Here is a 23,989-nt window from a genome sequence, read left to right as displayed (position 1 = left end):
AGATGCACGTACGACACCGCAAGCTCCCGGGTACCGAAAACACCCGGCGAGGCGCAGAAATCGTTATCGAGAACCTCAATCGAGCTACGCAGCACATGGCGCGAAAACGCCCATGGCGAGGCACGGGGAAGGAAGTACCCTGCGCGCCTCCCTGTCGCCGCAGCCGATCTGCAGACACAGCACTACCGCCTGCGCTGCCAGGTGCCTTCCGCACCGAAAGACATTGAGGGTAACGATCATGCAAGACCAGGGCAACACATTTGTGAGCTTCCGCAATGTTCGGAAGACATACGACGGAGAAACACTCGTCGTCAAAGACCTGAATCTCGACATCCAGAAGGGGGAGTTTCTCACTTTGCTTGGTCCGTCTGGCTCGGGAAAGACCACCTGTCTCATGATGCTCGCCGGGTTTGAATACCCAACCGATGGAGAAATCTGGCTGGATGGTCAGTTACTTAATCGTATTCCGCCGCATAAACGCGACATTGGAATGGTATTTCAGAACTATGCACTCTTTCCACACCTGACCGTCGGACAGAACCTCGAGTATCCCCTCAAGGTTCGCAAGATGCCGCCAGACGAGCGGGCCGCGCGCGTCAAGCGGGCGCTCGAGATGGTCCACATGGAAAAGCTGGGTAAGCGAATGCCAGGTCAGCTCTCAGGCGGTCAGCAACAGCGAGTGGCGCTTGCGCGTGCGTTGGTGTTCAATCCAAAGCTTGTGCTGATGGACGAACCGCTTGGCGCGCTGGACAAACAGCTGCGCGAGCACATGCAGATTGAGCTCAAGGCATTGCACGAATCTCTTGGCCTGACCTTTGTGTACGTCACACACGATCAAGGTGAGGCGCTCACGATGTCTGATCGAGTAGCGGTCTTTGATCAGGGGGTGATCCAACAGCTCGACCGGGTCGACTCGCTCTACGAATCGCCGAGGAATCTGTTTGTAGCCAACTTCATTGGTGACAGTAACCGGGTGGAAGGCACCGTCGTAAGCCGGGATGGTAATTATTGCGAGTTGCGCATCGCAGACGGTACGACCGTACGTGCGCTGAATGTTGCCGGGCTCAATGTCGGTAGCCACGCCACAGGGGTGATCCGTCCCGAGCGGCTCTCGATTGGACGGCAATCCGAACAGCAGCGCAATGTCATCAACAGCGAAACGCTTGGGATGATCTACTTCGGCGATCACGTCCGGCTACGCTGCCGCTGCCCCGGAGAAACAGAGTGTTTCGTGAAGGTTCCGCTCGGGCAGGACGGGGCGGCCCATGTCCAACCGGGAAATCGAATCGCGTTGTCGTTTCATGAAGATCATCTAAGAGTTTTCAATTGACCACGCGTAGCGAAATCACCTTGTGCCAAGGAGAACGAAATGAGGTTCTTTAGAAATACGGTCGGCGTGGCTGCCATGATGTGTTGTTCCGCTTTCGCATTGGCCGACGGCCTTACGACGGTCAATTACGGCGGCGCCGTGGGGAACGCCGAGAAGGCTGCCTGGGTTGAACCGTTCTCGAAAGCGAGCGGTATTCCGACGAATGCGATTGAGTACACGGGCGAAATGGCCAAAGTCAAAGCGATGGTCGACGCCAAAGATGTCACGTGGGATGTCGTTGAAGTCGAGTCGGCAGACATCGGACGCGGCTGTCAGGACGGACTCTTCGAGAAGCTCGACTGGTCGAAGATCGCGAAAAAGGGTGATCTGGTGCCTGGATCGGTGACTCCCTGCGCTGCCGGCACATTCGTGTGGTCGACCGTGCTGGCATACAACCCGACGCTGACGAAGGGCACGCCACAGGGCTGGAAGGATTTTTGGGACGTCAAGAAATTTCCTGGCAAGCGTGGCATGAAGAAGGAGGCGCGTTATAACCTCGAGTTCGCACTGATGGCAGATGGCGTTCCGGCGAAAGACGTGTACACCGTGCTGGGCACGGAGGCTGGCGTCAATCGGGCGTTCAAGAAGATGGCCGAGCTCAAGCCATACATTCAGTGGTGGGAGGCTGGCGCGCAGCCGCCCCAGTTCCTGGTCGCCGGTGATGTTTCGATGTCCACCGCGTATAACGGCCGCATCGATGCCGCAATGCGGGCGGGGAACAAGAACCTGGGTATTTCGTGGTACCAAAGCATCTATGAGCTGGACTATTTCGTAATTCCGAAGGGCTCGAAAAATAAGGACGCAGCCGAGAAGTACCTTGCCTACGTGCTCGAACCGCAGTCCCAAGCTGCGTTCGCGCAGCACATTCCGTACGGGCCAACCAACAAGGGCGCCTTAAAGTTGCTTGATGCAACCACTCTTGCAAACCTGCCTAACTCGCCGAAGAATGGCAAAGATGCTATCCCCAACGACGTAGGGTTCTGGACCGACCATGGTGATGCGCTAGAACAGCGTTTCACCGCGTGGGCAGCGCAATAACGCGAATCGCGTACCCATCGCTCGAACACATGGGTACGCGAAGGAGAGAGACATGAGCGCGGTAACTACTCAGCAGCAGGATTGGCATTTGCGTGAGCTCAAGCGATCGCTTAGGAACGTGAATTTACGTAAACAGATGGCGGCGCTGGCGCTGGTCGCTCCTCTTGCTATTTTCATTTTTCTGGTATTCGTGATGCCCGTTGCATCCATGATTTCGCGGTCGATTCAGAGTCCGGAAGTCGTTGACGCGTTGCCAGACACGACGGCGGCGCTGCGAAACTGGGATCGGAAATCGGCAGTTCCGGATGACGCTTTTCGCGGGCTGATGCTGGATATCGAGCGCAACGGCGGGAACAACAGTTCGGGTACCGCTGCCGGTCGACTGAACGGGCAGAAGGAGGGTTTCCGTTCGCTGTTTTACAAGACTTCCAGCGCACTTCCGTTCGGCGACGATGATTCAGCGCTGCCTGCGCACGAGGTGCGACAAAAGCTGATCGAAATCGACCGGCGTTGGGAAGATCCCGGTTACTGGCAGGTAATCGCTAAAGATTCATCCCGATACACAAGCCAGTATCTCCTCGCGACGATGGACTACCGTCGCAATTCTGCCGGTAACATCGTTCCGGTTGATCCAGGCGCCTCGGCATATCGGGAGGTATTCATGCGAACGTTCGTGATTAGCGGCCTGGTAACGCTCGCCGCGCTGCTCCTCGGCTACCCCCTGGCATACTGGATTTCCAGTCTGCCGGCGGGTAAGGCAAATCTGCTGATGATCCTGGTGCTCCTTCCCTTCTGGACTTCGATCCTCGTGCGGATCTCCGCCTGGATCGTCATCCTTCAAGGATCGGGCCTCGTCAACAAGGCGTTGCTGTCGCTGGACCTGATATCGTCTCCATTGACACTGCTGTTCAACCGGACGGGGGTGCTGATCTCGATGACTCATATCCTCCTGCCGTTCATGATTCTGCCGCTGTACAGCGTCATGAAATCAGTGCCAGCCAGCTATACGAAGGCAGCGATCTCGCTGGGTAGTCACCCGTTCGGCGCGTTCTGGAAGGTCTACTTTCCGCAAACGCTGCCAGGAGTCGGCGCCGGCGGACTGCTGGTATTCATCACGGCTTTGGGCTACTACATTACTCCGGCATTGCTGGGCGGAGCCGGCGACCAGATGGTGAGCTACTACATCGCCTATTTCACGAATGTGGCCTTGAACTGGGGCATGGCGTGCGCACTGGGAGCGGTTCTGCTTCTCGTGACGTTGATACTCTTCGCTGTTTATCGAAAGATCGTTGGCAACGAACTGAAGGTAGGTTAGGACCATGAAAACGACCGTATTGCGTTTTGCACCTTATACATCGGCTCCCGAGATCGCGTGGCACTACTTTTTGCGATCGACCAATGTCATGATCCTGCTTTTTCTGGTCTTGCCGATACTGGTGATCATCCCGCTTTCTTTCACGGACAATACATTCCTGGTCTATCCGATACACAAGTTCTCGTTCAAGTGGTACCACAATCTGTTTACGTCCATTGACTGGCTTCGTGCCGGAAAAAACAGCTTCATCGTAACCCCGCTTGCCACGATCCTGGCCACTGTCCTCGGGACGTTGGCCGCGTTGGGCCTCAACAAGGCGACGTTCAAAGGCAAGGGCGCGCTGATCGGCATTTTGATCTCGCCGATGATCGTGCCGGTGATCGTCACTGCCGTCGGGATGTATCTGTTCTTTGCGAAGTGGGGCTTAGCCGGGTCGTACCTTGGTCTGATTTTGGGTCATACCGCTATCGCTGCTCCATTCGTGGTGGTCACTGTCAACGCCACCCTTGCCGGGTTCAACCAGAATTACGTGCGCGCGAGCCTGAGCCTCGGTGCGTCGCCCGTCAGGACGTTCTTCTCCGTCACCCTGCCGATCATTGCGCCGGGCGTTATTTCTGGAGCCCTGTTTGCATTCGCCACGTCGCTCGATGATGTCGTCATCACGATGTTCATCGCGGGTCCGACACAAGGTACATTGCCGTTGCAGATGTTCATCGGCCTCCGGGAAAACATTACGCCGACGATTGCTGCCCTTGCGACAATTCTGATTGTATTTTCGAGCCTGCTTCTGGTGACGATGGAGTGGCTGAGGTCCAGAAGCGCGGCGCGGCAGATAGCGACGTGACATTGCTTGCCGCGGCACCTGTCGCCTTATGCCCGTGGAAGCCGTCAGGCATGGCGCAGTGGTACATCCTTGAATGGTTTATGTTGTCCGGATGTATCACTTCGCCATGCCTGACCGCCTGCGTTTTACCGTCAAAGAGGTCAAGCATGGCTTTTTCAGCCCTTTATCTGCAGCAGAATGACAGCGGTTTTTCGGCCGGGGTTACCAGCCTCGATGACCGAACCCTCGACGAGCATCCCCTCGCAGCCGGCGAAGTGCTCCATTCGTATCGCGCACTCGACGCTTAACTACAAGGACGCGCTAGCGGTCACGAACCGCGGTCCGGTCGTACGCGCCTGGCCAATGGTCGCGGGTATCGATGGCGCCGGCGAGGTGGTGACATCGACAGATTCTCGCTGGAAAGCGGGAGATATTGTCCTCGTCAACGGATGGGGCCTCGGCGAAACACACTGGGGGTGCCTCGCAGAGAAAGCCCGCCTGAAGGCCGACTGGCTGATTGCGGTACCGCAGGGACTATCAACGGCCGAAAGCATGGCAATCGGGACGGCCGGTTACACGGCGATGCTATCCTGCCTTGCGCTGGAACAGGCCGGTGTCAAGCCGGCCGACGGTGAAGTCCTCGTGACCGGCGCGAGCGGCGGTGTGGGCAGCGTGGCAATCTCGCTATTGAGCAGTTGGGGATTTACGGTCGTGGCATCGACGGGCAAGCCGGAGCAGGCGCATTTTCTGAAGCGTATCGGCGCCGCCGATGTGGTCGATCGGGACTCGCTGTCGGCAGCCGGCAAGCCGTTGCAGAAAGAGCGCTGGGCGGCGGTGGTGGATTCTGTCGGCTCGCATACGCTTGCCAACGCATGCGCACAGACGAAATATGGCGGCGCCGTAACGGCATGTGGTCTCGCGCAAGGCATGGAGTTCCCGGCGAACGTTGCGCCTTTCATTCTGCGCGGTATAAAACTGTTGGGCATCGACTCGGTTATGTGTCCGATCGCTCATCGTCAGATAGCGTGGAATCGGCTCGCTGCGGATCTGGATCGAGCAAAGCTCGCCGAACTCACGCACCGAATAGCGTTGCACGACGTGCCGGAGGCAGCCGTGCAAATGATGGATGGAAAGCTGAGCGGTCGCACGGTTGTCGACATTTGCCGCAGCGCATGATGTCGGGCGCTTCCGTTCGGATTTGAAGGTCTGCGACTTCAGGACCGGTGGTGTGCTCTCCCGTGCCGGGATGTGGCAGCACGGGAGCTGTAGCGGGTTTTGCAGTGGAAAGACTACCTCGCCGTCGGCATCGCGAATTCGGCACCTTGCTCGATACTCTCCGGCCAGCGTTGCATGATTGACTTCTGACGCGTATAGAACCGGACGCCTTCTTCGCCATACGCGTGCGTGTCACCGAACAAGCTACGCTTCCAGCCGCCAAATCCGTGCCACGCCATCGGTACCGGAATCGGTACGTTGATGCCAACCATTCCAACCTCAATTCTCCGGCCAAACTCGCGCGCGATGTGTCCATCGCGAGTGTAACAGGCGACGCCATTGCCGAATTCGTGCGCGTTGACCAGGTCGACGGCCTCTGTAAAGTCCTTCGCACGGACGCAGGACAGCACCGGTCCGAAGATTTCCTCTTGATAGATGCGCATCTCGGGCGTGACGTGGTCGAACAACGTGGCACCGGTAAAAAAGCCTTCCTCGTGCCCCGGAACTTTGAGGCCACGTCCATCGACAACCAGCGACGCGCCTTCTTCGACGCCAATCGCGATGTAGTTTTCAATGCGTTCCAGCGCCTGACGTGTGACGATCGGCCCCATCTCGGCGTCGGGCTCCGTGCCGTTCTTTACTATTACGGAGCGTGCTCGATCAGCGAGCCGCGGAATCAGCTTGTCCGCAACGTCGCCTACGAGGACTGCGACCGAGATCGCCATGCACCGTTCACCCGCGGAGCCGTAGCCTGCGCCGACCAAAGCGTCGACGGCTTGATCAATGTCAGCGTCGGGCATCACAACCATGTGATTCTTCGCTCCGCCAAGCGCCTGGATCCGTTTTCCGTGCTTTGCTCCCGTCTCGTAGATGTAGTTGGCAATCGGCGTCGAACCGACGAAACTGATCGCTTTTACGTCAGGATGTTCGAGCAGAGCATCCACGACTATCTTGTCCCCTTGCACGACGTTGAACACTCCGTCAGGCAACCCGGCTTCCTGCAGCAAGCGGGCCATGTAGAGCGACGCTGAGGGATCACGCTCGCTGGGCTTCAGAATGAACGCATTGCCTGCGGCAATCGCGATCGGAAACATCCAGCAAGGAACCATGCACGGAAAGTTGAAAGGCGTGATTCCCGCGACAACGCCGAGTGGTTGGCGGGTCGTCCAGTTGTCGATGTCGGTCGACACCTGTTCCGTATGGTCACCCTTCAGCAATTGCGGAATGCCGCAGGCAAACTCGATCACATCGATGCCCCGTGCCACTTCGCCTTGCGCATCGCTGAACACTTTTCCGTGCTCGGCGGTCATGATCGCTGCCAGTTCGTCCTTGTGCTGGTTCATCAGTTCGAGAAAGCGGCGCATGACGCGCGCGCGACGGATGGGTGGCGTATTACTCCATCCCTGGAACGCCTGTTTCCCCGACGCTACGGCGGCACTTACGTCGGACGCGTCGCCGAGGTGCAGCATGCGTGCCGGAGAACCGGTCGCGGGGTTGAATATCGGCTGCTTTCGAGTGCCTGAGCCAGGCACGCGGCGACCGTTGATGAAGTGAACCACGTCTGCGTCGTCGTTGAAGGGCTGCATTTCATACTCCTTGCTGGGATCGGAACAGGCTCTAAGGGCCACAAAAATGGGCGATGGGAATAGGGTTCTGCTTCCCGATGCCAAGAGTTGTTGTCGCATCTGAATGACCTTCACTTCGATAGCTCAGATGCGGTTTTTTTGAGGGGGGAATTTGCTTACCACAGACCGCGGTAAAGCTCGACCATTTCCTCGACCGAGGGCACGCGTGGGTTATTGCCAGGCGAGCCGGAGGCCAGAGCCTGCCGCGCCATGGTCGGCATCAAGCTGAAGAAGCGCTCGCGGTCGATACCAAATTGTTCGGGCGTCGGCACCTGAAGGTCATCGTTGATCGACCGCAATTCAGCGAGCAACCTGGCGTTGGCGGCCTGCGTACTGTCCTGGCTGTCGGCCACGCCCATGGCACGAGCGCAATCAGCGTAGCGTTCTTCCGCCGCCGGGATCGAGAACGCGGTCACACTGGGCAGCAGCATGGCGTTGGACAGCCCATGGGGAACGTGGAAAAAGGCGCCGATCGGTCGACTCATGCCGTGTACCAGCGCCACGGACGCAGCGGAAAACGCCACACCGGCGAGCGTCGAACCGAGCATCAGGGCTTCGCGGGCGGCTGTATCCTGGCCGGATCGATAGGCTTTACGCAGATTGGGGCCAATCAAGCGCATGGCCGCCAGGGCCTGACTGTCGCTGTACAGGTTGGCTTTCTGGCTGACGTAGGCTTCGATCGCGTGGGTCAGCGCATCAATACCCGTATCGGCGGTGACGCGCGGCGGCAGGCTGAGGGTCAGGTTATAGTCGACCAAGGCTGCCACGGGCATGAAGCCGATGCCCACACAGAGCATTTTTTCGTCGTTCTGCTGGTCAGTGATGATCGTGAAACGGGTCACTTCCGAGCCGGTTCCCGCAGTGGTGGGCACCGCGATAATGGGCAACCCAACCTCGGTAACAACGCGCGGAAACTTATAGTCGCGCATTTCTCCACCATGCTTGGCAAGAATGCCAATCGCCTTGGCGCTGTCGATCGGACTGCCGCCGCCCAGTGCAATGATACTGTCGTAGTCTCCTGCGCGAGCCTTCTCCACGCCAGCTCGAATCGAGTCAACCGTGGGCTCGGGGACCGTATCAGCGAAAATTTCGGCTGTCATGCCATTGGCGGCGAGATTTTCCTGAATGCGCCCGGCATAGCCCAGCTGCACCATCATCTTGTCGGTGATGATCAGAGGTCGACTGCAGCCGAGAGTCGCCAGAACCGTGGGAACTGTCTCGCTGGCGTTGGCGCCGACCTGGAGGATGCGCGGCAAAATCACATGGTTAGACATATCGAATCCAGTATGAATGTCGGTTAAATATAAAAAGCAATCCGGGATCTAATCATTAATTGAAGTCTTCATCTCGATGCCTTGTCTTTCTGATAATTTAGATAACCAGACATCGATATCTTTGCTATTGGGAATGGTGAAACTTGCCGGAGCGGTATGGTTTTCGGTGTTCGTTAATTCCCAGTTAGGCATCACCCTTTCGAGAGGTCCCTGCAGGCGTGCATCGCGATGACGCAATAAATCCAGCGTCATTAACAGAGATAGCGGCAAAGTGATATGCCCATGGCCGGGCCGACCGTGCGTTGCCCGAAGTGAATGGCCCTGACTTCGTAAGCCGATAGTTGATTAAGCTTCCACATGACTCATCGTCTCGTCTCCCGGACCCGCAGATTTGCTGCAATGCAGGTCATCATTGTCGTCGGTAGCCGTCAGCACTGATCAATCGCGTTTCGGCTGCAAGCTGCCGTGGCGGCGCGCTGAGGTTACTGTCGGTTAGAACGAGGAGCGGGTAAAGCAATAAAAAAGCCGATGATGGGTCCGCTTTACTTATGGCTATGCCCGTCGGGGCGAGGTGGAAGGCTATTTTTGCCCGTCCCCGCCGAACTGAGCGATCTGAAGAAGCAGTTACATTGATCTCGTCCACGTCATGTGAGCGGTCGCCGCGCGCGAGAGCGACCTACGGCGGGGACATCTGCGCTGATCCGCCCCGCCGCCCTCGATCGATATTACAAGCAGTTCTTCTCCGCTTCGAACACGATGTCGGTCGCGACGTTCGGCTGGTGCGAGCAGGAATGCTTTACTTGCATATAGGACTTCAACGCCTGATGCCCTCCAGTGGCGCCACACAGACTGAACGTTCGGCGCTGCAATGGCCGTTGCCAAGCCGGATCTTGAGGCGGGTGCCGCGCCTCACAGCGATCTAGCGCCGCTGTCTCAGCAAGTCGAATTGGCGCTGTTGTCTCAGCGAATTCAGTTCGCGCTGCTGCCTCAGCAAATCCAGGTCGCGCTGTTGTTTCAGTAATTGGAGTTGTTCGTTCTGGAGTTCGATCTGTTGCTTCTGCGCTTCCAATTGCGCTCTATAGGCCCCCATGCTTTGGTCAGCCAGCGCTCCCTGCGGGTAAGTATGCGCGTAGGCGAGGGAACAGCCAGCCGTCAATGTCGCAGCAACGATAAGTGCTTTCATGATGCCCCCGGGCGGATGCTCTTTTGAGATATTTTAGGCCAGAAAGGTGGGGCATCGGCGGGACCGACGTGGCTGTCGGCGTCGTGCCTGGATCGGTGATTGCGTATGTTGAGCGAGCGGCGTGCGTGGCAACGAGAGGCCGGCATCGACCCATCGGAGACGTAAGTTAGTAATACCTCCAACGGCCGAACTTGGCCGGGCAACCGACATCTACCGGTCCGCGAGATAAGTGCCGCGGCTCTCCTTTCGGTGAGTACGATGTCTCAATTGACGCTCGCCGTCGGTGCCGCAGTGAAGAAACAGTTGGGCATCGTCCATCGGCATTTGCAGCAAAACAATGGGGACGTGATTTTTCCGAAGATGCAAGACTTGACCGACGGGGATGACAAATGCCCATGGGTAAACCCGCAGCCGTAGATCGTTCCACCTACGAACAAGCAATCGCCGAATTTGACCTGGCGATATGTGAAGCAATCGCCGTGAGCCAAGCATCCTCTTGGCGTCAAGCGACGATGAACGTAGGCTACGCTTCCTATGTGTTCACGCGCATGTGCGGTGCAGGTGTATCGTTCATACGCGCTGCACCTAAATCCCGGTGGGTCCGCGCCGACTTTGACGACTGGCAACTTGGGGCTGTGGCAGGACACGCGCGATCGCTGTTAGACGGTTTCTTACTCTTCAACTATTTGATCGAGCCTGCGAAGAGCGAGGCAGAGATGGGGGCGCGCATCAACGTGATGCACCTTAACGATTGCACTAGGCGCATCGAGCTACATACAAATCAAGGACTGACGCAGCACCTCGAAGGTTTTGGGAAACAGCGCGAGGAGTTGCGCCAACGCCTCGAACAGAACGAATATTTCAAGTCATTGCCGGCTGGAGTGCAAAAGAATTGCCTCAACGGCCGCTTCTTAATGATCGACACTCGGGACGAGATGCTCGCGAAGGTCGGCTTCCAGAAGGGACAGTTCGATGCTCTCTATGACCTGTGGTCACAGCACGTGCATGTTCTCCCACTATCGTTTTACCGCATGGAGCCAAATGGGCGGGGAACGGGAGTCGAGAACGAAGCAGACCGCGGTTATATTGCACAGGCCTTGAGAATCGGTGCTGCGCTGCTGACCCAAGCGACGGACAAGATGGTCGAGCAGTTCCCCGAAACTGCGAGCGTCAGAAAGGGCACAAAATCGAAGTTCCGCCCTGGGCCTTCAGAAAATTTACCGCCAAAACCTGCACCGGTTCAGAAGAGCTCGCCGCCTGCGCCGGTTAAGGAATCGTTGCTAGCCGCAGCCATGAAGAAGATCTATGGCAGATAAGGCTATTGAAGCGTCGGCGTATTCCTCAGCGTCCGCTTCCGAAGCGCTACCGACGCTCGGATGTCCAACTGCGTCTGACAGCGAAGGTCGCTTGTTGGCCGACTATCGCCTCATGCGCGCAGCGTTTGCCACTCCGCAAGTGGCGCTCGGCTTTCTCACGCACGGTCGCTGGCGAAAGGTTGGTCTCAGGTAGTTCCGCGGCGCGCGCCACCCCAACGAGTAACCGGCAGCAGGCCGCTGCCGGTTTCAACTACACTCTCATCCGTCAATTTGCTGAATGCCGGCCAGTCGCCACGCCTGGTTGCCACGTGCGTCGCTGACCATGTTCCAGACTTCCTGGAACGGCTGGGCAGTCGGCGCATCGTCTTCCCGCATTTGACCGTAAAAGCGAACGCTAACCAGCGTTTCATCCGCATTGCATTCTGTGCCAAGCACTTCCGCGTCAAGTTGCGTGACTTCCGTATGACTCACCTGGCGACCCCGAGCTTCGAGATCCCGCTTGATTTGCGCGAACATCTCCGGCGTCGTCAATTCGAACAGGTCACCCTGCTCGTTCCGGTCCCATGCGCCTTGAAGGCGCATGAACAAGGTCTTTGCCGATACAAGAAACGCCGCCTGATCTTGCTCGCGTGGTAGTCCCGTTGTCCTCTCCGTGTCCGCTGCTCCCGTCGAACCCATCGCCGCGTTCGGCCAGCCCCGCAAGTTCGCTTCAGGCCGCGCTTGCGGGATCTGATTCAGAAACCGTGAGCCGTTCGTTTGCTGGCGGTTCACGGGACCGTGTCCATAGGCAAGATCCGGACGACGCCGGTTGGCGATAAAGCGGAATAGCATCACGCCGGCGAAAATCACCGCCCCGATCAGCAACGCATTCGACAGCATCTGCGCCAGCCCTTCGCCCAGGCCAAACGACGACAGTAATGCTGCAATCCCAAGGCCCGCAGCGAGACCCGCCAGCGGGCCCATCCAGCGGTTACCCGCTGCCGCAGCAGGCGCCTGCGCGGCCTGTTGTGCCGGCTGTGCCTGTTGTGCCTGTTGGCTTTGCTGCGCTTGTCCAGACGGCGACGCCGTCTGCGACTGCCGCCCGATGCTTTGACTCCCGCCTACGCGCTTCGCCTCGGCGTCGTTCGACGCCACGGCGCCCAGCGCCAGCAGTCCCGCCAGACCCAGCACGGCCGTCCCGCGCGTGACTGCACCGGCAGCAAGTCGTAATTTGTTGATGATTTGCGTGTACATAAAAACCTCTTTCGATGAGTCGCGAAACTGCCCGCAACGCGCTCCATTTGCGCGCGCAAATACATTACGAACAGTAATATTTTTAGCTACGCAAGCTCGCCGCTAGTTGTGCCTTCGATCCATCAAAAGCGGCGTGAAAACCGTTGCCGTGGATGTAGTGCTCCAGTTGCCGGATGGTGTGTTCCTGCTCGGAAATCAGGTTCTTGATCAGGTCGCCGATCGACACCATTCCTGTCACCTGCCCTGCCCTGATCACAGGCAGATGGCGAATCCGATGTTCTGTCATGATCGCCATGCACTCGTCCGTCGTCTGCTCCGGACTGACATAACGCACCGCCGTCGACATGATGTCGCGCACAGGCGTATTCGTTGACGAGCGTTCCATCAGAACGATCTTCCGGGCGTAATCGCGCTCCGTCACGATGCCGGCTATGCGCCCGTCGTGCGTGGCGATGAGCGCTCCAACCTCCCGGTGAGCCATGATCGATATCGCGTTGCAAACCGAAGCGGATGCCTCGATCGACCACACTGTCCGGGAAGCTTTCGCACGCAGCAATTCTGCAACCGATGCCATATGTCACCTCTGTCAGCTGTCATGAAACGCCCGCCGACGCTTCGGGGCGAGGTTTCAATCTAACTGAACCCATGCCAACATAAAATTCGTATTTTTATTGTTGATACTTCGAGAAAAACGTATCTTTCCGTAATCGGTGGAGGGTTCGTGAATTTCAAGCATCTCTATTACTTCTGGGTCGCGGCTCGCGCGGGCGGCATCGTGCGCGCGGGCGAGCAGTTGCACATCACGCCGCAAACGCTCAGTGGCCAGATCAAGCTTCTCGAAGAGGCGCTGGATAAGAAGCTGTTCAGGAAAACCGGCCGCACGCTCGAACTGACCGATGCGGGGCGCCTCGCGCTCGACTACGCCGACGAGATATTTTCGTTAGGTTCGGAACTCGAAAGCGCTGTGCGGCGCGAAAGCGAATCCGGTGCGCAAACGCGGTTTCGCGTCGGGATCGCGGATTCGGTCCCCAAGGCGATTGCGTACCGGCTGCTGGAACCCGCGCTGAGCGCGTCGGCGTCGCTGCGCATGATCTGTCACGAAGGCAAACTGCACGCGCTGCTCGCGCAACTGGCCGTGCACCGCCTCGATCTGATCATCGCGGACGCCCCCATTCCCGTCGACGTCAACATCAAGGCATTCAATCACCGCCTCGGACGTTCGACGCTAAGCTGCTTCGGAACCCAGGCGCTGATTCAAGGCAGCAAAAAACGCTTCCCGATGTCGCTCGACAAGCTGCCTGTGCTACTGCCCGGCACGGAATCCGCCGTGCGGCGCAAGCTGGATCACTGGCTCGCCTCGCACGCCATTTCGCCGCGCATCGTCGGCGAGTTCGACGACGGAGCGATGACCATGGCATTCGGCCGCGAAGGCCGCGGCCTGCTGTTCGCGCCAACCGTGCTCGAAAGCCAGTTGCAGACAGAGCACAACCTGACGATAGTCGGGCAGATCAATTCGATCGTCGAGGAATTTTTTGCAATCTCTATCGAGCGCCACATCAGCCACCCGGCTGTCGCGATGATCATGGACGCGGCGCGTAGCGAACTGTTCAACGTTTAGCGGGGTCGTTTCCGATGTGAACGCGACGTTCGAATGTCCTCGTGAGAGGACGTGCCGGTGGGTGGCGATGGCCGCACCCGGCCGGATGGCCACGCACTCGCATAAGCACCACGAATTGAGCAGCGGCGATAAATGAATAGGCTCCAGCAAAACGGTGGCGTTGGTATCAGGCGGAATGCCAGCAGGCGGAACCCGACTAAGGCGCCGGCGTCGTCCGCGATACGGCTGCGCTGACGATGATCGCAATGCGATAGTTCGATTGGGCCGATCGCGCCTTGCGAGCCGAGAAATGGAACGGTGCAAAGGTCGCCCATCGACCCTTTATGTCATTCGACAACAGCGCTTGCCACCGTCTCTTCCTGAAGTACTGCGGTCGTTCGTTCACTACTTTACCAACGGATGCTGGTGGAAAGCCGGCAGTACGCTGTTTCGCGGGTATTGACTGCAGTCGCACAATCGATCTCGCCTTTATCGCGGCGACGTCCCGGCAATTCGTCGCCGCGTTCGCCGGTTGCAACCGACTGAGGGGCCCGATATGGCAATGCCAGGAAGCGAATTACCCGGCGGCCGCCAAGCTCCGGTGATAGGTAGCGCCCAGCGGTGCGTTGCTATCCGAGCCTTCCAGAACCAATCGAGCGGCATTGTTTTAGGGGCAGTCCGCTAGGCCTTGTCGCGCCTAGAGGCCGCTACCCCGGTAAACGGCATCGAAATCACGGGGACCCCGAGTCGCAATGCGCGCCTGCTGCCTGCGGATGATCGAACGCGCCGCGCGGGCCAGCGCGAGATCGAGTGCGCCGCGCCAGTCTCTTGCGATCGACGTCACGACGACAGGCGTCGCATCGGGCGTCTGCACCTGCACCTGGCAGCGTTTGTCGAGTCCGCCGCGCGGGCCGTTGATGTCCGACATGCTGACGGTCGCCTTCGAAATCAGCCAGTCCATGCGGCGAAACACGAACCGGATGCGTTGGCGCGCGAAGCTGCGCAGACGGACGGCTTCACGGTCGCGGGACTTGAACAGGACTTGCATGAGACACCTCCTTCGTGGGTACGGCTCAAGAGTACGGTGAGAAGGCGTCGAGGAAAAAGCAGAAATAACGGAAATGCAGCTTCGGAAAAACCGAACCTTCTTTTTCGTGATCACGAACGCGCTCACGCATGCGCCGCACTCAACACCTTTTGCGTCAAAGGAGCAAGAATGGCATGGACGGCCAGCTTCGAAATGCCATCCGTCAAGCCGACCGCGAAGCGCGCGACGGTCCCGCTGGCCGCTTCGCGCACTTCGTCGTGCAACGCGCGCCCGGCCGCGTCCGCGGCCCTGCACCTGCATCAAATGCGCTCGCCAACACGAGCAGGGCACCGCCGGGAACCCTGTCCGCTTACGCGCCGGCACCCGTCTCATCGAAGAATGAGGTTTTGTCCGTCCCGTTCGCTTTGGCGCGATACATCGCGCTATCGGCCTGGCGCATCAGGGCGTGTACATCAAGACGTTCGTCCGCGCTATTGGCACCGAGCATGCGCACGCCAATGCTGGCCGATACGGCGACGGGATGACCGCCGATCTCTCGAAGCCCATGAAGGATGTCGTGAATACCGTCGGCAATCGCGCGCGCGCCGGCGTCGCCATGCACGTGGCGGGCGAGCACCGCGAACTCGTCGCCTCCCAGGCGGGCAACCGTATCGCCGCGGCGAATGCGTGTCTGCAGACCGTTGGCGAAGCACTGCAACAGTTCATCACCCACCGCATGCCCATAAGCGTCATTGACGTACTTGAAGCCGTCGAGATCGATGAACATCAAGACAGACTGTCCTTTATCGTCGTCTCGCGCCGCAGTCGCTTTAGCGATCGCCTGCTCGAGGCGAATGCGGTTGCTGAGTCCTGTCAGAGGGTCCGTCGCAGCCTGCCGTTCGAGCCGATGCACGAGGGCCATCAAGTACACGGAAGTCGCCGCGATGCTGAGCATGATGCCCAATCCCACCGCGAGGTTTTCTCTCCACCACGGCTCGACGTGCATCAAAATCACGACGCCTGCAAGCGCAACTGCACATGAAAGTAGCAACGGCCGCTTGCCGTGGCGGCAACCGGCACCCACAAGGAACCAGAACACGACCCAGAGCAAGGGCAGCGCCACGCGCCCGCCGAGCGCCAAGGCAGTCATGACAAGCGCCTGGTCTGCAATGGTGGTGACCGTCAATCGAAGGCGCGGCCGAACTGTCGCGGCGGCCGCGGCTATGTATGTCACCACGCCGAATACCACGTATGCGAAAACCACACCCAGAGTGTCATACGCGGCGGCCGTGCGTTGGAGCGCGGCGACGGCGATATAGCCGATCAACACGACCGTGCCCAGGCATATCCGGAGGAGCGCCTGCTCCTTCTCAGGTTGTCCGCGAAAGACACCTAGAAACGTTTGCTCATGCCAACGCTGCGCGCCCGGCCGCTCCATGCCGTGTACCCCGTCAATATTGTCTTTTGCAGAGCGGGCATTCTATCGCTTTTGCCGGCGACCAATGCTTCTTGCCGCTCTCTCCGTCTACTCACAGGCCCGGCTTAATGCAGTAGCAAGGCGGCTCAATGAACGCCCCCGGAAAACATTAAACTTCGACACACCAGCTGAGCGATTTCATCAAACTGTTGCATCGACCGGTTGAATCCGCAAGCCAGAACGGCCGAAAGATCGATCAAAGCAAGAGGGCGACTTTCCGGCGAAGACGCTTTGAAGGGGGCAAACCAGGGTGCTTTCCGGCAACGCTCGCTCGGCGACACCACGCCTCGCAGACGAGGCCACAACCGGTTCGACCCCCCGCAACCGAGGAGTTCCACGATGCCAGCTCATTCGCTCAACTTAAACGATCGTGTCGCCTTGGTGACCGGCGGCTCGCGCGGAATCGGACGCGCCATTTCGATCGCGCTTGCCTCAGCCGGCGCAGCAGTCGCGGTCAACTATCGGCAACGCGAGAACGACGCGGCCGACGTCGTCGCGGAAATCGAACGCGCCGGAGGCCGCGCGATCGCGGTATGCGCCGATGTATCGGTCGCAGACGACGTCGAAGCGATGATCGCCGAGGTGGAAAACCGCCTCGGCCTGATCGACGTGCTCGTGAACAACGCGGGCACCGCGACGATCGTCGACATAGACGATCTCGTGGAAGCGGAGTTCGATCGAACGCTCGCCGTCAATCTGAAATCGGCGTTTCTCTGCACGCAGGCAGTGCTGCCCGGCATGCGCGCGAGGCGCTGGGGCCGCATCGTCAACGTCTCGTCGGCCGCCGCCCGCGGCCCCGGCTTGGTTGGCGTTCACTACAACGCATCGAAAGCCGGCCTCGAAGGCTTGACGCGCGGCTATGCGGCACGGCTCGCCCGCGAAGGGATCACCGTCAACGCCGTTGCACCGGGACCGATCGACACCGAAATGGCTGGACCGCTTAAGGCGTCCAACGTCGCAGAAAGGCTGCCCGTCGGGCGCTTGGGCGAAGCGAGCGAGGTCGCGGAGGTCGTGCTGATGGTCGTCGGCAACGCATTCATCACGGGCCAAACGATCCCCGTCAACGGAGGCGCAAGCTTCATATAGATCCTTGGCCGCATCGCGCGCGGGCAAGATCCGATATGGGCACCGCTTGGACCACGCAGCCGCAAACGGTCCAGTTTGAGGATGCGTTTAAAGCAGATTGCTTGACGTGACGCGACAACTGCGTTGACAGCCGCCGGTCCGCTGATAGTCAATGAAATATCAGCGGACCCACGGGCAATGGAGCGACTACGACTCCGCTTTCCCGGTATGCCCACGAAGAATGCTGGCGAGCAGTGCGCCGACCCCAAACTCCCAGGGCGCAATGCGATGCGAATGGTTGACCGTGTTGATGAGCGCACCGAATCGCGGGCTCGATACCGTCACCGTATCGCCGATCTGATGCGTGAATCCTTGCCCTGGCACGCTACGATCCGCGGTCGGTGCAAACAACGTCCCGAGATAAAGCATCATTCCGTCCGGGTATTGATGGTGAGAGCCCATCGCTTGCGCAACGAGTTCTGTCGGGTCCCGGCTGATGCGTTTCATGGAGCTCGCCCCTGTCAGAACATATCCATCTGTTCCTTCTACGCGTAGCGAAAGCTCCGCAGCCCGAACATCATCGAGACCGAATCTACTGTCGAAGAGGCGAATGAACGGGCCAATCGAAGCTGACGCGTTGTTGTCCTTCGCCTTACCGAGCAGCAGCGCACTCCGGCCTTCGAAATCCCGGAGATTGACGTCGTTCCCAAGCGCGGCGCCGACGATTTCCGCCCGGCTGGTCACCGCCAGCACGATTTCAGGCTCCGGGTTATTCCACTGCGAATTTTCATGAATTCCGATTTCGCTGCCGGTACCGACAACGGACATGGGCTGCGCTTTCGTGAAAATTTCCGCATCGGGACCGATGCCGACTTCCAGATACTGCGACCACATTCCTTCCTGAATAAGTACGTGGCGCACCGCTTCGGCTTCGGCAGACCCCGGGCGAACGCTTGCGAGCCGATCGCCCAGTACTGACATGACCCGCGCGCGCACTTCGTCGGCCCGGCTCGCGTCGCCTCCCGAGCGCTCCTCGATCACCCGCTCCAGAAGGCTTTCGACGAACGTCACACCGCTCGCCTTGACCGCCTGAAGGTCACATGGCGCGATGAGCCAAGGAGTTGACGGATCGCGCCGATCGAAGGCGGAATTGGCAAGAACCAGGTCCATTGTCGCAAGTCTCGGCAGGTTCGCAGCGGCCTCCTTCAGCCGAAGGCCGATTCCTGGCTGCTCAAGCAGCGTGCTGGTCGTCAGCGCGAACGACGACACATCCACCAGTGCGCCACCGATAACGGCAACAGGACACGGCGCGCCGATATCGGGGCACCACGCGCGCCCCACGAGCACCGCCTGCTCCAGATCGTCAGGCAACGCGGATCGGTCATTCAATGGCATCTAATCTTTTTCCAACCTGGTATGGGTTATTGCTGAGCATCAGTGCGGTGCACGCTCTACTTGTGCCTGACAACAGCGGCTCACATGATTGCGCTGATTTGCCAAGGCACGAATTCGTTTTGCCCGTAACCGTGCTGCTCGCTACGAGAGCGTTTCCCGGAGGCCACGTCGAGCAGCAGTTGGAACAGCACTGCGCCAAGTTGCTCGATCGTTGTGCTGCCTTCCAGCACTTCTCCGCAGTTCAGGTCCATATCGTCGGACTGACGTTGCCACAGCGCGGTGTTTGTCGCGAGCTTTACCGATGGCGAGGGCGCGCAGCCGTAAGCCGAACCGCGTCCCGTCGTAAAGCAGATCAGGTTCGCACCGCCGGCAACCTGGCCGGTCGCCGACACCGGATCGTAGCCAGGCGTGTCCATGAACACGAGACCGCGCGCCTTGACCGGCTGAGCGTATTCGTACACCTCGACCAGGTTCGTGGAGCCTGCCTTTGCGATGCCGCCCAACGATTTCTCGAGGACGGTCGTCAAACCGCCGGCCTTATTGCCCGCCGACGGATTGTTGTTGATCTGCGCCCCTTGCCGCTGCGCGTATGCTTCCCACCACCTGATGCGATCGACCAGTTTCTGTCCCACTTGGGGCGTTACCGCGCGGCGGGTCAATAAGTGCTCGGCGCCATAAATCTCCGGCGTCTCCGAGAGAATCGCGGTACCGCCGCGCCGCACGAGCAAATCGACGGCTGCACCCAGCACAGGATTGGCCGTGACGCCCGAATATCCGTCCGACCCACCGCATTGAAGGCCAATAGTGAGATGACTTGCCGAAACCGTTTCCCGCTTAACGTCATTCGCGTCGGGCAACATCTGCCGAACCAGTTCGATACCTTTTGCAATAGTCAGGGTCGTGCCACCGGTGTCCTGAATCGTGAAGGTTCGCAAGCGGCCGTGTTCCCTGAGCCCCTGAGTTTCGAGCAGCCGCGAAATCTGATTCGTTTCACAGCCCAGGCCGATAACCAGCACGCTCGCGAAGTTGGGATGGCACGCATAGCCGCCAAGTGTGCGCTGGAGGATCGCGAGGCCGTCGCCTTCGGAGTCAATTGCGCAACCCGAACCATGGGTGAGCGCGACGACGCCATCGACGTTCGGAAACGCGGCCAACGCTTCAGGATGAATGTCACGGCGGAAATAGTCGGAAATGGCTCGCGCGACCGTGGCGGAGCAGTTCACCGAGGTAAGGATGCCGATGTAATTGCGCGTTGCCACACGGCCGTCTTCACGCACAATGCCGCGAAATGTCGCCGATTCAGTTGACGGGACAGTGGCACGTACGCCCTGACTGAATGCGTAGTCACGGGCGAATTCGCCCATCGCGAGATTATGGGTGTGAACGTGCTGCCCCGCGCGGATCGGCTGACTCGCAAAGCCGATGATCTGGCCATAACGGTGCACCGCTTCACCTTCACCGATGTCGCGTGTCGCCACTTTGTGACCGGGCGGGATCAATCCCGAGACCGTCACCGCTTCCTCATCCAGCACCGTGCCGGACATGAGCTGATCGAGGGCGATGACGACATCGTCAGCGGGATTGAGTCGAATGACGCGAACCGGTCTGACTGCGGTCGATGCGACGGACTTGCCCGCAACAGGGGACGACATGGAACTACTCCTTCGTTTCTCAATGCGTAACGACGGTTTCAGGATCGGCTGCACGACGTCGCATTACGCGCGGTGCAGCCGTGTTCAAACGACGTTTCAGCCAGCGCTCCACGGTGTCTTGCAGCGCGTGTACTCGAGTTGATAGAGCGTGGAGTCCGGCGCAACCGCAGCGGCCCCTGGCAAAGCAGTGAGCCCGGCAAGGAAAGCGTCCACTGTTGTGCGGACATAGTCGGCACGGCATCCTTCGATCATCACGATCCATGTCGGCACCTGGGTGCCTTCCGAACGCGCCTTCTTCTCAGCAGTTTCGACCTTGCTGACGGCCTCATCGGCCAGACACAGGTGCACGCCCGTGATCCCTGGCCGGTCGACGAGCGGCGGCAAGACCCGTTGACGCAATCCCTTCACGATATCGGCCCGCGCCGCGGAAGGCACGTCGAAGCGCACCGTCATGAGACTGGCGCCCTGCCCAACACCTTCCGAATACGCCACATGGCAGATCGAGCGGGCCACGCTGCGAAACGAGGCGACGACCTGCTTCGTCCACGGCGTCGGCGAATTGAGCCGAAGCAGGTAGTCCTGCGCGCCGAGCACCTCCACGGTGTCGGCTTCGTACAGATTGAAGTACTCGGGGCCCGCATCCAGCGCAATGTAGCGCCGCCCGCGCCTGAACCCCGGAATCCCGGCGCGTTCCGGCATGTGCTCGCGGTTGTGCCACTCGTAGAATTCATCCTTCGCTTCCGGCAGCAGGTCATGCCAGATTGCGACGACGCCCGTTCCAGCAAGGCTCATATCTCCTCCTTCTACAGATCGAATCGTTTTATCGTGCCAACGGATATTCGCCACGGCCCCATGCCGTGCCAAGCGAATCCGCATACCGCACGACCTTCTGGCTCTGCTCGCCGAGTCCGCTGCCGCCGAGGGTCATGGTGTCGCCCGCTTTCAGAAAGACGGGCGGCTTCTGACCGAGGCCGACACCGGGAGGCGTCCCGGTAATAATGACGTCGCCAGCCATCAGTGGCATGAAGCGGCTGAGATACGCCACGATATGCGCGACGTTAAAGATCATCGTGCGTGTGTTGCCCGTCTGACGACGTGTGCCGTTGACGTCGAGCCACAGGTCGAGCACCTGCGGGTCGGGCACTTCATCGCGCGTTACGAGCCACGGGCCGAGCGGCGCAAAAGAGAAGCCGCTTTTGCCCTTGGTCCACTGGCCTTCGCGTTCGAGCTGATACGCGCGTTCGGAAACGTCATTGGCAAGGCAGTAACCCGCCACATGATCGAGCGCGGTGGCTTCATCGATCTGCCAGGCGGGTTTGCCGATCACCACGCCCAGTTCAACCTCCCAATCCAGCTTTTGCGCGTCTGCCGGCAAGATGACCGGATCGTTCGGACCGCTGATCGAACCCGTATGCTTGTTGAACACGACAGGTTCCCGCGGGATCGGCGTATCGGTTTCAGCGGCATGGTCGGTGTAGTTCAGACCAATGCACACGAGGTTACGGACATTGCCGATACAGGCGGCGAGGCGCGTGCCCGCTTCCACGACGGGCAGGCGATTCAGATCGAGTTCGCTCAGCTTCGCAAGGGCCGCAGGCGAAACAGTCGTTCCGTCGATGTCGTCGACGACGCCGGTCAGATCGCGGATCACGCCGCTCGAATCGATGACACCGGGATGCTCCTGACCAGGCTGGCCGAAACGGACGAGACGCATTGAAGACTCCTATCAAGACAAAAAAAGTATCGGCAACGTGCCGAGATCACCGAAGCCGATATGCAACTCACAACCAATCGGTAACTCGAGCACGCCCGCGTAAGAGCCCGTGATCACTGCCTGGCCGGCATGCAATCCAAGGCCGCGGACGCGGAGAAAATTGACGAGCCAAACGATCGGCGCGAGCACGGTGCGATCAGGGTGGCGGCCAGCAAAACTGACCGTGTCGTGTCCGGCGCGAGTCAGACTGACGGTGAATTCGACCGGGAGATCGGCCGGCGTCGCGCCCTCGCGCAATTGAACGCGCGGCCCCATGACAAGACCGGCGTTGAACAGACCGTCTGCCAGCAATTCAGGAAACGTCAGCGATTCTGGATGCGCATAGCGACTGCCCAGCAGTTCGAGCGCGAGGTGAACATTCCCGAGAGCGTCGAGCACCTCGGCTTCGCCATACGATTCGCGCCGTGGCGGCAGATCGCGAGCCAGCAAACAGGCGAGTTCAGGCTCTGCCCTTACCAAGGACTGCCCAGGCATGGCGCGAATGCGGCATTGGGCGCCTCGATGGATGACGGCGTCGTAGATTGGCGCAGCGATGAGTTTGCCCGCCGGCGGCAGCGCACATTTCCACGCGCCAGCCTGCCGGCCGAGCTGATCGCCCACCTGTTGCTGGATCGCGAAACCCTCGTCCAGATTCGCGGGCCGCAGCTCGATGGGAAGGCGCTCCACGAGCGTGCCTTGCCGGCGCGCCGCGACGAGGACACGTGCTGCCTGCTCATCCAACGCGGTGAGTCGCTCGAGAGCCTGAGCTGCGCCCGGCGCGTTCATGCCGCCTCGCTCGCATGTGCACCGACGCCCTGGCGCGGCCATACGGCACCCAGCTTCGCGGACGCTTGCTGCAATAGCGCGTAAAAGGCCTCGTAACGCTCCGGCTGAACCCGTGTGACCGGCCCGGCAATGCTCATGGTGCCGACCACCGCACCGTCAGGCAGCGCACGCACCAGCACCGCCAATGCGACGACACCCGGCTCGGCCTCTTCGACGACAAGGCCATAGCCACGCTGCCTGGTCCGCTCCAACTCCGGAATCAGCTGCTCGACGCTGGTAATGGCCTTCGGCGTCCATGCGCCCGCGGCGGTCGCTTTTCCGAGTCCACCACGCAGGGCGTATTCGATCGCCTGGTCGTTCGGCATTCCAGCCAGCCACGCCTTGCCAACCGATGTGGCATGCAAGACGATGGGACTATGCATGGACGGCGAATACATCAGGCCCGGTGCCGCGCCCTGGGACGCTGCCAGCCATGCGAGTGTTCCTTCGTTGACCACCGTCAGCCGGACCAGCTCGCGGCACTGACCCGCGACCTCATCGAGGATCGGCTGCACCAGACCCGGCAGACCAAGCCCATGCAGGTACCGCTGACCGAGCAGGGACAGCTTCAAGGTCAGACGGTACTGGGAGGTCTGTTCATCCTGTTCCGCCCAGCCCTGCTCGCACAGTTGCGCGAGTACGCGATGCGCGGGGCCCTTCTCCAGCCCGAGTTCGGCGGCGATATCGGAGATGCGCATCCAGCGCGCCTCACGTGCGAGCAACTCGATCGCCTGCAGCGACCGGTCAACTGCTCCCTTGACAACTCTCATAATTGACGTAACATGATTCTTAATGGAACGGTGTTAC

At 59.7% G+C, this 23,989-nt stretch carries 20 protein-coding genes and 3 pseudogenes; 9 read left to right on the top strand and 14 right to left on the bottom strand.

All coding sequences use genetic code 11. The annotated features are described in order from the left end of the window. Positions 1-238 precede the first annotated feature (238 nt). From OKW35_RS36250 to OKW35_RS36230, 5 genes and pseudogenes are all read left to right on the top strand, one after another. Positions 239-1,330, top strand: a complete 1,092-nt coding sequence (locus OKW35_RS36250; protein ID WP_090805787.1) for an ABC transporter ATP-binding protein — start codon at positions 239-241, stop codon at positions 1,328-1,330. Positions 1,331-1,369: 39 nt separating this feature from the next. Beyond that, on the top strand, positions 1,370-2,407 hold the full coding sequence (locus OKW35_RS36245) for an ABC transporter substrate-binding protein (protein ID WP_429405856.1): 1,038 nt from the start codon (positions 1,370-1,372) through the stop codon (positions 2,405-2,407). A gap of 52 nt (positions 2,408-2,459) precedes the next feature. After that, positions 2,460-3,722, top strand: coding sequence for an ABC transporter permease (locus OKW35_RS36240; protein WP_429554569.1), 1,263 nt, complete (start codon positions 2,460-2,462; stop codon positions 3,720-3,722). Between the two features lie 4 nt (positions 3,723-3,726). Continuing rightward, positions 3,727-4,566, top strand: coding sequence for an ABC transporter permease (locus tag OKW35_RS36235; protein ID WP_184043501.1), 840 nt, complete (start codon positions 3,727-3,729; stop codon positions 4,564-4,566). A gap of 146 nt (positions 4,567-4,712) precedes the next feature. Then, a pseudogene (locus OKW35_RS36230) lies at positions 4,713-5,721 on the top strand (MDR family oxidoreductase). Positions 5,722-5,834: 113 nt separating this feature from the next. On the opposite strand, the gene OKW35_RS36225 reads toward OKW35_RS36230, so the two are convergent. From OKW35_RS36225 to OKW35_RS36215, 3 genes are all read right to left on the bottom strand, one after another. Next, the gene (locus OKW35_RS36225; protein ID WP_090805035.1) at positions 5,835-7,346 is read right to left on the bottom strand and encodes a CoA-acylating methylmalonate-semialdehyde dehydrogenase; all 1,512 of its coding nucleotides are present in this window, start codon (positions 7,344-7,346) and stop codon (positions 5,835-5,837) included. Positions 7,347-7,501: 155 nt separating this feature from the next. Then, positions 7,502-8,659: an iron-containing alcohol dehydrogenase gene (locus OKW35_RS36220; protein ID WP_429554568.1), complete on the bottom strand. Its 1,158-nt coding sequence runs from the start codon at positions 8,657-8,659 to the stop codon at positions 7,502-7,504. A gap of 919 nt (positions 8,660-9,578) precedes the next feature. After that, positions 9,579-9,842 carry a hypothetical protein gene (locus OKW35_RS36215; RefSeq protein WP_429554567.1) on the bottom strand — a complete coding sequence of 88 codons (264 nt, stop codon included), beginning with the start codon at positions 9,840-9,842 and terminating at the stop codon, positions 9,579-9,581. Between the two features lie 395 nt (positions 9,843-10,237). Here OKW35_RS36215 and OKW35_RS36210 point away from each other — a divergent pair, with 395 nt between their 5' ends. After that, a complete protein-coding gene (locus OKW35_RS36210; protein ID WP_429554566.1) occupies positions 10,238-11,158 on the top strand; it encodes a hypothetical protein in 921 nt (306 codons plus the stop codon). Between the two features lie 258 nt (positions 11,159-11,416). On the opposite strand, the gene OKW35_RS36205 is transcribed toward OKW35_RS36210, so the two are convergent. Then, on the bottom strand, positions 11,417-12,391 hold the full coding sequence (locus OKW35_RS36205; protein WP_429554565.1) for a Tim44 domain-containing protein: 975 nt from the start codon (positions 12,389-12,391) through the stop codon (positions 11,417-11,419). 82 nt (positions 12,392-12,473) lie between these two features. Next, entirely contained in the window at positions 12,474-12,965 is a 492-nt protein-coding gene (locus tag OKW35_RS36200; protein WP_429355586.1) for a CBS domain-containing protein, read from the bottom strand. A gap of 147 nt (positions 12,966-13,112) precedes the next feature. On the opposite strand from OKW35_RS36200, the gene nhaR reads away from it, so the two are divergent. Next, entirely contained in the window at positions 13,113-14,009 is an 897-nt protein-coding gene (nhaR, locus tag OKW35_RS36195) for a transcriptional activator NhaR (protein WP_018419936.1), read from the top strand. Positions 14,010-14,685: 676 nt separating this feature from the next. Here nhaR and OKW35_RS36190 read toward each other — a convergent pair. From OKW35_RS36190 to OKW35_RS36180, 3 genes and pseudogenes are all read right to left on the bottom strand, one after another. Then, positions 14,686-15,036, bottom strand: a complete 351-nt coding sequence (locus tag OKW35_RS36190) for an HPF/RaiA family ribosome-associated protein (RefSeq protein ID WP_184066411.1) — start codon at positions 15,034-15,036, stop codon at positions 14,686-14,688. Positions 15,037-15,197: 161 nt separating this feature from the next. Further along, positions 15,198-15,308, bottom strand: a pseudogene (locus OKW35_RS36185) (LysR family transcriptional regulator); the annotation flags it as partial. Positions 15,309-15,385: 77 nt separating this feature from the next. Further along, entirely contained in the window at positions 15,386-16,453 is a 1,068-nt protein-coding gene (locus tag OKW35_RS36180) for a diguanylate cyclase domain-containing protein (RefSeq protein WP_429554564.1), read from the bottom strand. Positions 16,454-16,532: 79 nt separating this feature from the next. Here OKW35_RS36180 and OKW35_RS36175 point away from each other — a divergent pair. Beyond that, a pseudogene (locus tag OKW35_RS36175) lies at positions 16,533-16,658 on the top strand (IS30 family transposase); the annotation flags it as partial. A gap of 173 nt (positions 16,659-16,831) precedes the next feature. Beyond that, positions 16,832-17,578, top strand: a complete 747-nt coding sequence (locus OKW35_RS36170) for an SDR family NAD(P)-dependent oxidoreductase (RefSeq protein WP_184146021.1) — start codon at positions 16,832-16,834, stop codon at positions 17,576-17,578. A 186-nt stretch (positions 17,579-17,764) separates the two neighbouring features. Here the strand turns inward: OKW35_RS36170 and OKW35_RS36165 are convergent, their stop codons facing one another. From OKW35_RS36165 to OKW35_RS36140, 6 genes are all read right to left on the bottom strand, one after another. Continuing rightward, on the bottom strand, positions 17,765-18,952 hold the full coding sequence (locus tag OKW35_RS36165; RefSeq protein ID WP_429554563.1) for a fumarylacetoacetate hydrolase family protein: 1,188 nt from the start codon (positions 18,950-18,952) through the stop codon (positions 17,765-17,767). 80 nt (positions 18,953-19,032) lie between these two features. Beyond that, on the bottom strand, positions 19,033-20,604 hold the full coding sequence (locus tag OKW35_RS36160) for a UxaA family hydrolase (RefSeq protein WP_429555117.1): 1,572 nt from the start codon (positions 20,602-20,604) through the stop codon (positions 19,033-19,035). 96 nt (positions 20,605-20,700) lie between these two features. Then, entirely contained in the window at positions 20,701-21,396 is a 696-nt protein-coding gene (locus OKW35_RS36155; RefSeq protein ID WP_429554562.1) for a hypothetical protein, read from the bottom strand. A gap of 28 nt (positions 21,397-21,424) precedes the next feature. Continuing rightward, positions 21,425-22,318 carry a fumarylacetoacetate hydrolase family protein gene (locus OKW35_RS36150; RefSeq protein WP_429554561.1) on the bottom strand — a complete coding sequence of 298 codons (894 nt, stop codon included), beginning with the start codon at positions 22,316-22,318 and terminating at the stop codon, positions 21,425-21,427. A 12-nt stretch (positions 22,319-22,330) separates the two neighbouring features. Beyond that, entirely contained in the window at positions 22,331-23,143 is an 813-nt protein-coding gene (locus OKW35_RS36145) for a 2-keto-4-pentenoate hydratase (protein ID WP_184067540.1), read from the bottom strand. Then, positions 23,140-23,952, bottom strand: coding sequence for an IclR family transcriptional regulator (locus OKW35_RS36140; RefSeq protein WP_429554560.1), 813 nt, complete (start codon positions 23,950-23,952; stop codon positions 23,140-23,142). The genes OKW35_RS36145 and OKW35_RS36140 overlap by 4 nt, the downstream gene beginning before the upstream one ends. Between the last annotated feature and the right edge of the window lie 37 nt (positions 23,953-23,989).

This window comes from Paraburkholderia sp. MM5477-R1 (assembly GCF_050436385.1).
Classification (GTDB): domain Bacteria; phylum Pseudomonadota; class Gammaproteobacteria; order Burkholderiales; family Burkholderiaceae; genus Paraburkholderia; species Paraburkholderia tuberum.
Note: the sequence above shows the minus strand (reverse complement) of the source record. Positions and strands in the feature narration are given on the sequence as shown.

What these genes read in the sequence shown, in the direction of transcription:
- OKW35_RS36250 (WP_090805787.1), top strand. Translation starts at nt 239, where the DNA reads ATGCAAGACCAGGGCAACACATTTGTGAGCTTCCGCAATGTTCGGAAG.
- OKW35_RS36245 (WP_429405856.1), top strand. Translation starts at nt 1,370, where the DNA reads ATGAGGTTCTTTAGAAATACGGTCGGCGTGGCTGCCATGATGTGTTGT.
- OKW35_RS36240 (WP_429554569.1), top strand. Translation starts at nt 2,460, where the DNA reads ATGAGCGCGGTAACTACTCAGCAGCAGGATTGGCATTTGCGTGAGCTC.
- OKW35_RS36235 (WP_184043501.1), top strand. Translation starts at nt 3,727, where the DNA reads ATGAAAACGACCGTATTGCGTTTTGCACCTTATACATCGGCTCCCGAG.
- OKW35_RS36225 (WP_090805035.1), bottom strand. Translation starts at nt 7,346, where the DNA reads ATGCAGCCCTTCAACGACGACGCAGACGTGGTTCACTTCATCAACGGT.
- OKW35_RS36220 (WP_429554568.1), bottom strand. Translation starts at nt 8,659, where the DNA reads ATGTCTAACCATGTGATTTTGCCGCGCATCCTCCAGGTCGGCGCCAAC.
- OKW35_RS36215 (WP_429554567.1), bottom strand. Translation starts at nt 9,842, where the DNA reads ATGAAAGCACTTATCGTTGCTGCGACATTGACGGCTGGCTGTTCCCTC.
- OKW35_RS36210 (WP_429554566.1), top strand. Translation starts at nt 10,238, where the DNA reads ATGGGTAAACCCGCAGCCGTAGATCGTTCCACCTACGAACAAGCAATC.
- OKW35_RS36205 (WP_429554565.1), bottom strand. Translation starts at nt 12,391, where the DNA reads ATGTACACGCAAATCATCAACAAATTACGACTTGCTGCCGGTGCAGTC.
- OKW35_RS36200 (WP_429355586.1), bottom strand. Translation starts at nt 12,965, where the DNA reads ATGGCATCGGTTGCAGAATTGCTGCGTGCGAAAGCTTCCCGGACAGTG.
- OKW35_RS36190 (WP_184066411.1), bottom strand. Translation starts at nt 15,036, where the DNA reads ATGCAAGTCCTGTTCAAGTCCCGCGACCGTGAAGCCGTCCGTCTGCGC.
- OKW35_RS36180 (WP_429554564.1), bottom strand. Translation starts at nt 16,453, where the DNA reads ATGGAGCGGCCGGGCGCGCAGCGTTGGCATGAGCAAACGTTTCTAGGT.
- OKW35_RS36170 (WP_184146021.1), top strand. Translation starts at nt 16,832, where the DNA reads ATGCCAGCTCATTCGCTCAACTTAAACGATCGTGTCGCCTTGGTGACC.
- OKW35_RS36165 (WP_429554563.1), bottom strand. Translation starts at nt 18,952, where the DNA reads ATGCCATTGAATGACCGATCCGCGTTGCCTGACGATCTGGAGCAGGCG.
- OKW35_RS36160 (WP_429555117.1), bottom strand. Translation starts at nt 20,604, where the DNA reads ATGTCGTCCCCTGTTGCGGGCAAGTCCGTCGCATCGACCGCAGTCAGA.
- OKW35_RS36155 (WP_429554562.1), bottom strand. Translation starts at nt 21,396, where the DNA reads ATGAGCCTTGCTGGAACGGGCGTCGTCGCAATCTGGCATGACCTGCTG.
- OKW35_RS36150 (WP_429554561.1), bottom strand. Translation starts at nt 22,318, where the DNA reads ATGCGTCTCGTCCGTTTCGGCCAGCCTGGTCAGGAGCATCCCGGTGTC.
- OKW35_RS36145 (WP_184067540.1), bottom strand. Translation starts at nt 23,143, where the DNA reads ATGAACGCGCCGGGCGCAGCTCAGGCTCTCGAGCGACTCACCGCGTTG.
- OKW35_RS36140 (WP_429554560.1), bottom strand. Translation starts at nt 23,952, where the DNA reads ATGAGAGTTGTCAAGGGAGCAGTTGACCGGTCGCTGCAGGCGATCGAG.